The 12,142-nt window shown below is 59.2% G+C and carries 10 protein-coding genes; 3 read left to right on the plus strand and 7 right to left on the minus strand.

Features of this window, described 5'->3' with window-relative positions; all coding sequences use genetic code 11:
- Window positions 1-123: 123 nt before the first annotated feature.
- The 4 genes from cysN to CKW17_RS08165 all read right to left on the minus strand — a co-directional run bounded on the left by cysN (window position 124) and on the right by CKW17_RS08165 (window position 4,448).
- Entirely contained in the window at window positions 124-2,022 is a 1,899-nt protein-coding gene (gene cysN / locus CKW17_RS08150; protein ID WP_095119467.1) for a sulfate adenylyltransferase subunit CysN, read from the minus strand.
- A gap of 53 nt (window positions 2,023-2,075) precedes the next feature.
- A complete protein-coding gene (locus tag CKW17_RS08155; protein ID WP_095119468.1) occupies window positions 2,076-2,417 on the minus strand; it encodes a four helix bundle protein in 342 nt (113 codons plus the stop codon).
- 104 nt (window positions 2,418-2,521) lie between these two features.
- The gene (gene cysD, locus CKW17_RS08160; protein WP_007912374.1) at window positions 2,522-3,439 is read right to left on the minus strand and encodes a sulfate adenylyltransferase subunit CysD; all 918 of its coding nucleotides are present in this window, start codon (window positions 3,437-3,439) and stop codon (window positions 2,522-2,524) included.
- Between the two features lie 250 nt (window positions 3,440-3,689).
- Window positions 3,690-4,448, minus strand: coding sequence for a Nif3-like dinuclear metal center hexameric protein (locus CKW17_RS08165; protein ID WP_095119469.1), 759 nt, complete (start codon window positions 4,446-4,448; stop codon window positions 3,690-3,692).
- Window positions 4,449-4,551: 103 nt separating this feature from the next.
- Here CKW17_RS08165 and algW point away from each other — a divergent pair, with 103 nt between their 5' ends.
- The 3 genes from algW (at window position 4,552) to CKW17_RS08180 (ending at window position 8,635) form a co-directional block, all read left to right on the plus strand.
- Entirely contained in the window at window positions 4,552-5,709 is a 1,158-nt protein-coding gene (gene algW / locus CKW17_RS08170; protein WP_038357545.1) for a Do family serine endopeptidase AlgW, read from the plus strand.
- 88 nt (window positions 5,710-5,797) lie between these two features.
- Window positions 5,798-7,903, plus strand: coding sequence for a TonB-dependent siderophore receptor (locus CKW17_RS08175; protein ID WP_095119470.1), 2,106 nt, complete (start codon window positions 5,798-5,800; stop codon window positions 7,901-7,903).
- Between the two features lie 12 nt (window positions 7,904-7,915).
- Window positions 7,916-8,635, plus strand: coding sequence for a DUF4198 domain-containing protein (locus CKW17_RS08180; RefSeq protein ID WP_095119471.1), 720 nt, complete (start codon window positions 7,916-7,918; stop codon window positions 8,633-8,635).
- 324 nt (window positions 8,636-8,959) lie between these two features.
- Here CKW17_RS08180 and hisC read toward each other — a convergent pair whose 3' ends face one another.
- From hisC to hisG, 3 genes are all read right to left on the minus strand, one after another.
- Window positions 8,960-10,012 carry a histidinol-phosphate transaminase gene (gene hisC / locus CKW17_RS08185; protein ID WP_095119472.1) on the minus strand — a complete coding sequence of 351 codons (1,053 nt, stop codon included), beginning with the start codon at window positions 10,010-10,012 and terminating at the stop codon, window positions 8,960-8,962.
- Between the two features lie 3 nt (window positions 10,013-10,015).
- On the minus strand, window positions 10,016-11,353 hold the full coding sequence (hisD, locus tag CKW17_RS08190) for a histidinol dehydrogenase (RefSeq protein WP_095119473.1): 1,338 nt from the start codon (window positions 11,351-11,353) through the stop codon (window positions 10,016-10,018).
- Between the two features lie 125 nt (window positions 11,354-11,478).
- Window positions 11,479-12,114 (minus strand): ATP phosphoribosyltransferase, encoded by a 636-nt coding sequence (gene hisG / locus CKW17_RS08195; protein WP_007912384.1) that lies wholly within the window; start codon window positions 12,112-12,114, stop codon window positions 11,479-11,481.
- Window positions 12,115-12,142 lie beyond the last annotated feature (28 nt).

The following is a 12,142-nucleotide window of genomic DNA, read 5'->3' on the forward strand; positions in this document are numbered from 1 at the left end:
TCGCGAGCAGGCTCACTCCTACAATTGACCGAGTTGGCCCGAATAAAAAAGCCCGCCGATGATCACTCATCGGCGGGCTTTTTCTTGCAGCTTGAAACTGGAAGCTTGTCGCTGCTTCAGTGCTTAGATCGCGCCACGCTTGCGCAGCAGATCCAGCACTTGCTTGACGCTGTCCTCCAGGCTCAGCGTCTGCGTGTCGATCACCAGATCGGCATTCAGCGGCACGTCGTACGGGAAGGATTCGCCCGGGATGTTGTCGCCAGCGGCGGCATACAGACCTTGCGGATCACGCTCGGCGCAAACAGCCGGCGAGGCCTGCACGTAGACCGTCAGCAGACGATCCTTGCCGATCAGTTCCCTGGCCTGCTCGCGCCCTTCGGCGCTAGGCGCAACGAACGCAGCCAGGGTCAGCAGACCGGCTTCGTTGAACTGACGCGCAACATGCGCGGCACGACGCCAGTTCTCGGTACGCCCGGCGCGATCCTGTGGCAGACCTTTGTTGAGGTCGTGACGCAGGTTCTGGCCATCCAGTACAAACACCGCACGGCCCATGTCGAACAGCTTGCGCTCAACCGCGTAAGCCAACGTGCTCTTGCCGGCGCCCGACAGGCCGCTGAACAACACAGTGGCCGGTTGCTGACCGAAGCGCTGAGCACGTTCCTCAGTGGCAACGTGCGCCAGTTTGCCGTGATGCGTGGTAGTGCCATGGGTCACTGGCTGGGCGACGATCATGCCGGCGCCAACGGTGCCGTTGGTCAAACGGTCAATGACGATGAACGCGCCGGTGGTGCGGTTGCTTTCGTAACCGTCGAGGGCGATCGGCGCGTCGAGCGCGATCTTCACCTTGCCGATTTCGTTGAGCTGCAACGCGCTCGCCGGGCCTTCTTCGAGGGTGTTGACGTCGACCTTGTTGACGATGCTGGCGATCGAGCCCGGCACGTAACTGGTGGCGCGTTTGATGTCGTATTTCTTGCCCGGCAGCATCGGCTCTTCAGCCATCCACACCAGCATCGCTTCGAAGCTGTCGGTAACCGGCGGCACGTTGTCGGCATGCACCAGCAGGTCGCCACGGGAGATGTCGATTTCGTCTTCCATGGTCAGCGTTACAGCCTGACCTGGACCGGCGTGTTCCAGCTCACCCTCAAAGGTGACGATGGATTTCACCCGGCTGCTCTTGCCCGACGGCAGCACCACGACTTCGTCACCCTTGTGCACGATGCCGCTGGCCAGCGTGCCGGCGAAACCACGGAAGTTCAGGTTCGGACGGTTGACGTACTGCACCGGGAAACGCAGATCGGTGAAGTTACGATCGCCCGCGACTTCCACGGTCTCGAGGATTTCCATCAGCGACTGGCCTGTGTACCAAGGCGAGCGCTCGGACTTGTTCACCACGTTGTCGCCCTTGAGGGCAGACATCGGCACGAAGTGCATGCTGGTCGGCTTCATCTTCAAGCCTTCGGCGAACTTCAGGTAGTCGGCCTTGATCGACTCGAACACGCCTTCATCGAAGTCTTTCAGGTCCATCTTGTTGATGGCGACGACAATGTGTTTGATCCCCAACAGCGAGGCGATGAAGCTGTGGCGACGGGTCTGGGTCTGCACGCCGTAACGCGCGTCGACAAGGATGATCGCCAGGTCACAGGTGGATGCACCGGTGGCCATGTTGCGGGTGTACTGCTCATGGCCAGGGGTGTCGGCAATGATGAATTTGCGCTTGGCGGTGGAGAAGTAGCGGTAGGCGACATCGATGGTGATGCCCTGCTCACGCTCGGCTTGCAGGCCGTCGACCAGCAATGCCAGGTCGATATCGTCACCGGTAGTGCCGACTTTCTTCGAATCGCGGGTGATCGCTTCGAGGTGATCTTCGTAGATCATCTTCGAGTCGTGCAGCAGGCGCCCGATCAGGGTGCTCTTGCCGTCGTCGACGTTACCGCAAGTCAAAAAGCGCAGCAGCTCTTTACGTTCGTGCTGGCCCAGGTAGGCGAGGATGTCCTCGCTGATCAAATCAGATACGTGGCTCATTGCATTCAAGCTCCGAGCTGTAAGCTTCAAGCGGCAAGCTTGTCGGCGTACAGCTAGTCAGAAATTTTGTTGATCAACCCGCCCAGCATTCTAGAAAGCTCACGGGTTTCCATAATCCAATTTTCAGCCAGCGGTTCTGCGATGTAAGCGATATCTCGGCCTATCAGGATCTGGGTTCGCAACTCTCCGCAAGAAGCCTTCGCGATCCAAAGAAAGTGCACCTTTTCTTTGCAACCCCGACGCTCCATGCCTTCAGCAATATTGGAAGGCACTGACATTGCAGAGCGGGTGATCTGATCCTTGAATCCAAAATCCCCGCATCGCGCAAACTCTCTAAAAATCCCCACCGCCAAGCATTTGCTTCGCTGCCAAACAACCAGTTTCTCGAAATCCATTACGAGTCATCCGATTCCGGCTCGCAGCAACCGGCCGCAAGCGCCAAACCGCAAAGTTACGCATACCGCCTTTAACTTGCAGCTTGCCGCTTGTAACTCGAAGCTTAAAAGTACCCCTGACGTTTTTTATCTTCCATCGAGCCTGCGCCATCGTGGTCGATGACTCGGCCCTGGCGCTCGGAAGTTCGCGTCAGGAGCATTTCCTGAATGATGTCCGTCAGGCTTTCGGCCTCGGACTCCACGGCGCCCGTCAACGGGTAGCAGCCAAGGGTGCGGAAACGCACTTTCTTTTTGACGATGCGCGCTTTGTCTTCATCGGACAGGTGCTCGAGGATGCGCTCGTCGTCGATCATGATCAGCGTGCCGTTCTTCTCGATCACTTCGCGTTCGGCGGCGAAGTACAGCGGCACAATCGGGATGCCTTCGAGGTAGATGTACTGCCAGATGTCCAGTTCGGTCCAGTTCGACAGAGGGAATACGCGGATGGATTCGCCCTTGTTGACCTTGCCGTTGTAGACGTTCCACAGCTCCGGGCGCTGGTTTTTCGGGTCCCAGCGGTGCTTGCTGTCGCGGAACGAGTACACGCGCTCTTTGGCACGGGATTTCTCTTCATCGCGACGGGCGCCGCCGAACGCTGCGTCGAAACCATGCTTGTCGAGTGCCTGTTTCAGGCCCTCGGTCTTCATGATGTCGGTGTGCTTGGCGCTGCCGTGGGTGAACGGGTTGATGTTCTGCGCCACGCCATCGGGGTTGATGTGGGTGATCAGGTCCAGGCCCAGTTCTTCGACCATCTTGTCGCGGAACTTGTACATCTCCTGGAATTTCCAGCGGGTGTCGACGTGCATCACCGGAAACGGCAGTTTGCCCGGGAAGAACGCCTTGCGTGCCAGGTGCAGCATCACGGCGGAGTCTTTACCGATGGAGTACAGCATCACCGGGTTATCGAACTCGGCGGCCACCTCGCGGATGATGTGGATGCTTTCCGCCTCCAGCTGTTTCAGATGCGTCAGTTTGTCGACCATGGCTACTCACGAAAACTTTCTTATGAACGGCCAGCGGGCCGTGTTCGAGCGGGAAATCCTAGCACAGCGGCCTCTTCTAATCAGGACGCCAACTAGATCGAAAGGGTATATGAATATGCCCACTCGTTTGGGCGACGATCCCCTGTAGGAGTGAGCCTGCTCGCGATAGCTCTGTCACATACAACATAGTGGTGACTGACACACCGCTATCGCGAGCAGGCTCACTCCTACAGGGGAAATGCGGTAGTTTTCAGATGGGGTTGGGGCAGTCGATGAAGATGTGTTCGACGGCGAAGCGTTTCGCCAAGTAGTCGCCCAGCGCCTGCACGCCGTAGCGTTCGGTGGCGTGGTGGCCGGCGGCAATAAAGCTGATGTCGTTCTCACGGGCGCTGTGGAAGGTCTGCTCGGACGCTTCACCGCTCAGGTACAGATCGACGCCCGCCGCGACGGCTTGATCGATATAGCCCTGACCGCCGCCGGTGCACCAGCCAACCCGACGAATCATCGGATTACCTTCAATCAGCAAGGGTTCGCGGCCCATGACTTCCTGCACCTTGCGGGCGAAATCGCGAGCGGTCAGCGGTTCTTTCAAAGACCCGACCAGACCAACGATTTTCAGATTGTCCGGGTCCAGCGGGCCTTCCACAGTGATGTCCAATTGCCGAGCAAACTGCACGTTATTGCCAACGTCCGGGTGCAGATCCAGCGGCAAGTGATAGGCCAGCAAGCTGATGTCATGCTTGAGCAAGGTCTTCAATCGACGCTGCTTCATGCCAGTGATGCAAGGGTTTTCGCCCTTCCAGAAATAACCGTGATGCACCAGCACCAGATCGGCCTCGGCCTCGACGGCTGCATCGAGCAACGCCTGGCTGGCCGTGACGCCGCTGACGATCCGCATCACCTGAGGACGGCCCTCAACCTGCAATCCATTCGGGCAATAATCGGCAATTTTCGCACTGCCAAGGTAACGGTCGGCTTCTTCGACGAGGGTGCTGAGGGCAACGGCCATGAAAGACTCCTAAATATCCCGTTCAGAGGCACGCGCGGCCTCGTATAATGCGCGACATTATGGGCGGTCTGACCCCGCCTGCAACTCTTCCAGGACGTGCTTAATGCTCAAGGCGCTGCGTTTTTTCGGCTGGCCGTTGTTGGCCGGTGTGCTTATCGCTCTGTTGATTATTCAGCGTTACCCGCAGTGGGTCGGGCTTCCGAGCCTCGACGTCAACCTGCAACAGGCCCCGCAAACCACCAGCGTGCAACAGGGGCCGGTGTCCTATGCCGACGCGGTGACCATCGCCGCACCTTCGGTGGTCAACCTCTACACCACCAAAGTCATCAACAAACCGGCGCATCCGCTGTTTGAGGATCCACAGTTCCGCCGTTTCTTTGGTGACAACTCGCCGAAGCAGAAACGCATGGAATCGAGCCTCGGCTCCGGCGTGATCATGAGCCCGGAAGGCTACATTCTGACCAACAACCACGTAACCAGCGGTGCTGATCAGATTGTCGTGGCGTTGAAGGATGGCCGCGAAACCCTCGCCCGCGTCATCGGCAGCGATCCGGAAACCGACCTCGCGGTGTTGAAAATCGATCTGAAAACCCTGCCGGCGATCACCGTCGGCCGCTCGGACAACATTCGCATCGGCGACGTCGCGCTGGCCATCGGCAACCCGTTTGGCGTCGGCCAGACCGTGACCATGGGCATCATCAGCGCCACCGGGCGTAATCAGTTGGGCCTGAACAACTACGAAGACTTTATCCAGACCGACGCGGCGATCAACCCGGGCAACTCCGGCGGCGCGCTGGTCGATGCCAACGGCAACCTGACCGGCATCAACACGGCGATCTTCTCCAAGTCCGGCGGCTCGCAAGGCATCGGCTTTGCGATCCCGGTGAAACTGGCGATGGAAGTGATGAAGTCGATCATCGAACACGGACAGGTGATTCGCGGCTGGCTGGGCATTGAAGTGCAGCCGCTGACCCAGGAACTGGCCGAGTCGTTTGGTCTGTCCGGGCGTCCGGGAATTGTCGTGGCGGGGATCTTCCGCGATGGCCCGGCACAGAAGGCTGGCCTGCAATTGGGCGATGTGATTCTGAGCATCGATGGTGAGCCGGCCGGCGATGGCCGTCGTTCGATGAACCAGGTTGCACGGATCAAACCGACCGACAAAGTGACGATTCAGGTGATGCGCAACGGCAAAGAGCTGAAGCTCACGGCTGAAATCGGCCTGCGTCCGCCACCGGCGCCGGTGAAAGAAAAAGAAGAGTAAAACTTTTCTCGCGCCAGACGCGCGAATAACAGACATTCTCAACGGGCATGTTATATTGTTTCAATTCTAAGAATTGGAACAACATAACATGTCGTCTCGAACAAAGGCCTCCCTGCTCGGCCTGAGCCTCGGTTTGCTGGTCGATCCAGCCTTCGCCGAAGAATCAAAACCCCTCGAACTGGACGCCATCAGCGTCGTCTCCAACTATGAATCGCCGACCGGCCCGGTCAAGGGCTATCGCGCTACACGTTCATCCAGCGCGACCAAGACCGACACGGCGATCCGTGATATCCCGCAAGCCATCAGCGTGGTGCCCGCCAGCGTGCTCAAGGATCTGGGCAGCAGCAGTGTCGAGCGCGCGCTGGATTTTGCCGGCGGCGTATCCAAGCAGAACAACTTCGGCGGCCTGACGCTGTACGAATACAGCGTGCGCGGCTTCACCACTTCAGAGTTCTACAAGGACGGCTTCAGCGCCAATCGCGGCTATCCGAGCACACCGGATGCAGCCAACATCGAGCGCATCGAAGTGCTCAAAGGCCCGGCCGCAAGCCTCTACGGTCGGGGCGATCCCGGCGGCACGGTTAACATCGTCACCAAGAAACCACAGCCCGAAGCTTTCACCACGTTGCAAACCAGCGCCGGCAGTTGGGATCGCTATCGCACTGCGCTGGACGTCAACACGCCGCTGGATGATCAGGGCAATGTGCTCTCGCGGATCAACCTCGCGGTCGAAGACAACAACAGTTTTCGCGATCACGTTGACAGCAAACGTGTATTCGTCGCGCCCTCGATCAGTTGGCAATTGAACCCGGACACGTCGCTATTGGTGGAAAGCGAAATCGTCCGTCACAGCTCAACCTTCGATCGCGGTATCGTCGCGCCGAACAACAAATGGAGCGGCGTCTCGCGCTCGACCTTCCTCGGCGAACCCAACGACGGCAACATCGACAACCACAACAATCTGCTGCAGGCCACGCTGGAACATCATCTCAACGACAACTGGAAGTTGCGCCTGGCCAGCCATTACAAGGAAGGCAAACTCTGGGGCGACGCCTCGGAACAACGAGCGCTGAACGCCGATGGTCACACCGTCAACCGCCGCTATCGCGAGCGCGACACGAACTGGCACGACAGCATTACCCAACTGGAGCTGCGCGGTCTGTTCGACCTCGGCCCTTGGCAGCACGAACTGCTGATCGGCACCGAGTATGAAAACTTCCGCAAGAACGAGCGCGTTACCACGATTGCCGGTGGCCCTTACGCCATCGACATCTATAAGCCGGTCTACGGCCAGCCAAAACCCAACGGCGCACGCTCGGGCAGCGACTTTTTCGAACAGGTCGAAAGTCATGCATTGAACCTGCAGGATCAAATCATCTTCACCGACAAACTGCGCGGGATGATCGGTGCGCGCTTCGAGCATTTCGATCAGCACATCGACGACCACAGCCGCAACGCCACAAGCAACCAACGCCACGACGCCCTGACCCAGCGTGTCGGCCTGCTCTATCAACTGACGCCAGACACCGGTCTGTTCGCCAACGCCTCAACCTCGTTCAAACCGAACAACGGCCTCGACGCCTCCGGCAAATCCTTCGATCCGGAAGAAGGCGTCGGCTATGAAGTCGGGATCAAGAACGAACTGTTCGATGAGCGCCTGAGCAGCACCCTCGCCTTCTTCCACATCGACAAGGAAAACGTCCTTGCCCTCGACCCGGCCACCGACACCAGCCGCGCCATGGGCAAGGCACGCAGTCGCGGTTTCGATTGGCAGGTCACCGGGCAAATCACCGATGCGGTGCGAATCATCGGCGCCTTCGCCTACATCGACGCCGAAGTGACCAAGGGCGACGCGGTGATTGCCACCGGCAGCCGCATCCTCGGCGTGGCCAAACGCAGCGGCAGCCTGCTCGGCGTTTATGAGTTTCAGGATGGACATTTGCGCGGCTCGGACGTCGGCGCAGCGTTCACCTATGTCGGTGATCGCTCAGGCGAATCCGGCAGCGACTTCGAATTACCGGCCTACCAGACCGTCGACCTGCTCGCGCATTACAAGGCCAGCGACAACGTCACTGTCGGCCTGAACCTCAATAACGTCTTCGACGAAAAGTATTACGAGCGCTCTTACAGCAATTACTGGGTCAACCCCGGTGAGCCGCGCAATTTCACCGTCAGCCTGACACTCAACCTGTAAAAGGACGTCACCATGCAATACGGCAAAACCTTTGTGCTCATCGCTGCGCTGTTCACAGGCCAGGTCTCGGCCCATGGCCTGTGGACGGAGCAACGGCGCGGCAATATCGAAGTGGTCTACGGTCACGGCGCTGAGGACAACGCGTTCAAAGCGCAGAAGGTCAGCGGTGCCTGGGCCTACGATGCGGCCGGCAGGATGATTCCGGTGAGCGTCGAGCGCCTGGCGGATCATGCTCGTTTGAAACCTTTGAAGGCGCCTGCGGTGATGGCCGTGGCATTGAACAATGGCATGTGGTCGCAGACGGCTGACAAGAAATGGATCAACCAAGGTCGCAGCAAAGTGCCGGGCGCCATTGAGGCAACCGAGACGTTCAAGTACAGCCTGGCGATTTATCAGCCGGGGGCGAAGTTGCCCAAGCTTGATCAGATCAAGTTGCTGATTTTGCCGGAGGTTGATCCGCTGACGGTTGGGCCGGGCAAGTCATTGCCGGTGCGGGTGTTGCTCGATGGCAAACCGGCGGCAGGGGTGAAGCTGATTGGCGACTATCGCAATGCGCCGAACACGTTGAGCACCGAGACTGACAAGGATGGTCGGGCGCAGGTATTGGTGAGGAATGAAGGGTTGAATGTGATTGCGGCGCAGGTAGAAGTGCCGGTGAAGGGCAGTGTGGATGTGGATAGTCGTGGGTTGTTTACCTCACTGACGTTCCTTGGCGAAGCGCATCACGAATAAGAGCAGACCCTCACCCCAGCCCTCTCCCTCCGGGAGAGGGAGCCGACCGAGTTGTAAGGCGTCATGCATCGACCTGAATTACCGAGTCGATTATGGATTCGGTAAAGCAAGTTCAGGTCGGTGCAACTCGGGAGCATCCCCCGATCAGTCCCCTCTCCCTCTGGGAGAGGGGGCCGACCGAGTTGTCTTGCGAAGTACGTCGACCTGAAAGACCGAGTCGATTATGGATTCGGTACAGCACTTTCACGTCGACGAAGCTCTGCAATATCCCCCAATCAGTCCCCTCTCCCTCTGGGAGAGGGTTAGGGTGAGGGGCTCTTGCTTTTAGAGGTCGCCAAGTCCATCGATAAGCGCCTGATTCTGCTCCGGCGTACCAATCGAAATCCGCAAAAATTGCGCAATCCGCTCCTGCTTGAAGTGCCGCACAATCACGCCCTGCTCACGCAGTTTGGCCGCCAGCCCCGCCGCATCATGCTGCGGGTGCCGGGCGAAGATGAAGTTCGCCGCCGACGGCAACACTTCAAAACCCTTGGCCTGCAACTGCGCAATCACCCACTCACGGCTCTCGATGACCAGACGGCAAGTCTTGTCGAAATACTCACGATCTTCGAACGCCGCTGCCGCACCGACAATCGCCAGACGATCGAGTGGATAAGAGTTGAAGCTGTTCTTGATCCGCTCCAGCGCCTCAATGAGATCGGGATGGCCGACCGCAAAACCAACGCGCAAACCCGCCAGCGAACGCGACTTGGACAAGGTCTGCGTCACCAGCAGGTTTGGATAACGGTTCACCAGACTGATCGCTGTTTCGCCGCCGAAGTCGATATACGCCTCGTCCACCACGACCACCGAATCCGGGCTGGACTTGAGGATTTGCTCGACCGCGTCCAGCGCCAGCAGGCAACCGGTTGGCGCATTCGGATTCGGGAAAATGATCCCGCCGTTCGGCTTGGCGTAGTCGGCCGGGTCGATCTGGAACTGCGCGTCCAGCGGCACCGCATCAAACTCGATGCCGTACAAACCGCAATACACCGGATAGAAGCTGTAACTGATGTCGGGGAACAGCAGCGGCTTATCGTGTTGCAGCAAGCCGTGAAAAATGTGCGCAAGCACTTCATCCGAACCGTTGCCGAGGAACACCTGATTGCTCTGCACGCCGTAGTATCTGGCGACCGCAGTTTTCAGCAGATCACTGTTCGGGTCCGGGTACAGGCGCAGGTTGTCATTCAGTTCGGTCTGCATCGCGGCCAAGGCTTTTGGCGACGGGCCGTACGGGTTTTCGTTGGTGTTGAGCTTGACCAGTTTGGTCAGCTTTGGCTGTTCGCCCGGCACGTACGGCACCAGATCCTTGACGAACGGGCTCCAGAATTTACTCATCGCTCAGTTCCCCTGCCCTTGTAGAAAGTCTTCGTCTTTGATGCGGTATTCGGCGCTACGCGCGTGCGCGCTCAGCGATTCGCCACGGGCCAGCACGGATGCAGTTTTACCCAGCTCGGAAGCACCGGCCTCGGAGCAGAAGATGATCGACGAACGCTTCTGGAAGTCGTACACGCCCAGCGGCGAGGAGAACCGCGCGGTGCCCGAGGTCGGCAGCACGTGGTTCGGGCCTGCGCAGTAATCGCCCAGCGCTTCGGAGGTGTGACGGCCCATGAAGATCGCGCCAGCGTGGCGGATCTGCGGCAGCCAGGCCTGTGGGTCAGCGACCGACAGCTCCAAGTGTTCCGGAGCGATGCGGTTGGCGACTTCGATGGCTTGGGCCATGTCCTTCACGTGAATCAGTGCACCGCGACCATTGATCGAGGTTTCGATGATGGTCGCGCGGTCCATGGTCGGCAGCAATTTGTCGATGCTCGCGGCGACCTTGTCGAGGAACTCTGCATCCGGGCTGACCAGAATCGCCTGCGCATCTTCGTCGTGCTCGGCTTGCGAGAACAGGTCCATGGCGATCCAGTCCGGATCGGTCTGGCCGTCGCACACCACGAGGATTTCCGAAGGGCCGGCGATCATGTCGATGCCGACCTGACCGAACACGTGACGCTTGGCGGTGGCGACATAGATGTTGCCCGGGCCAACCACCTTATCGACTTTCGGCACGCTTTCGGTGCCGTAAGCCAAGGCAGCGACAGCTTGTGCGCCACCGATGGTGAATACCCGGTCAACGCCAGCGATGCACGCAGCCGCCAGCACCAGCTCATTGATCTCACCGCGCGGGGTCGGCACGACCATGACCACTTCGGTCACGCCGGCGACCTTGGCCGGAATCGCGTTCATCAACACCGACGACGGGTACGACGCCTTGCCACCCGGCACGTACAGGCCGGCACGATCCAGCGGTGTGACCTTTTGGCCCAATACCGTGCCGTCAGCTTCGGTGTAGCTCCAGGAATCCTGCTTCTGTTTTTCGTGGTAGCTACGCACGCGAGCGGCGGCTTTTTCCAGTGCTTCGCGCTGTGGCACGGTGATGCGGGTCAGGGCCAGTTCCAGACGTTCACGCGGCAGGATCAGGTCAGCCATCGACGCGACTTCGAGGCCGTCGAACTTCTGGGTGAACTCGACCAACGCCGCGTCACCGCGTTCGCGCACAGCCTTGATGATGTCCAGCACGCGCTGATTGACCGAGTCGTCAGACACACTTTCCCAGCTCAGCAGATGATCCAGATGATGCGCGAAATCCGGGTCAGCAGCGTTGAGTCGGCGAATTGCAGTCGGTGCGGTCATAGCGAGAGCCTCATAGGAATGGCAAAAACTCAGGCGCCCTAACTTAGCAGTCGTTTCCGCTTGGGCACCTGAGATTCTGGCTATGAGGCGGATAGACGGGCGCGACTTAACGGCGCGCAGGTAAATCAGCCGCGGTGTCGCGATTCCACTGCGTTGCGCAGGGTATCGATCAACGCCTGGATTCGGGCGTGTTGCATTTTCATCGAAGCTTTATTGACGACCAGGCGCGAGCTGATCGTGGCGATCAGTTCCTGAGGTTCCAGGCCATTGGCGCGCAGGGTGTTACCGGTGTCGACCACGTCGATGATCTTGTCGGCCAGACCGATCAACGGTGCCAGCTCCATCGAGCCGTAGAGCTTAATGATATCGACCTGACGGCCCTGCTCGGCGTAGTAGCGCTTGGCGACGTTGACGAACTTGGTCGCCACACGCAGACGGCCCTTGGGCTCAGGCGCGCCGATCTTGCCGGCGGTCATCAGCTTGCACTGGGCGATCTGCAGATCCAGTGGCTCGTACAGGCCCTGGCCGGTGTATTCCATCAACACGTCTTTACCGGCAACGCCGAGGTCAGCCGCGCCATGCTCAACGTAAGTCGGCACATCGGTGGCACGCACGATCAGCAGACGAACGTCGTCCTGCGTCGTGGGGATGATCAGCTTGCGGCTCTTGTCCGGATTCTCGGTCGGCACAATGCCCGCTTCGGCGAGAAGCGGCAGGGTGTCGTCAAGGATGCGGCCCTTGGACAGTGCGATGGTCAACATGGGAAACGTCAGTCCTTATCAAGGTACT

Source organism: Pseudomonas sp. Irchel s3f10 (assembly GCF_900187515.1).
Classification (GTDB): Bacteria; Pseudomonadota; Gammaproteobacteria; order Pseudomonadales; family Pseudomonadaceae; genus Aquipseudomonas; species Aquipseudomonas tensinigenes.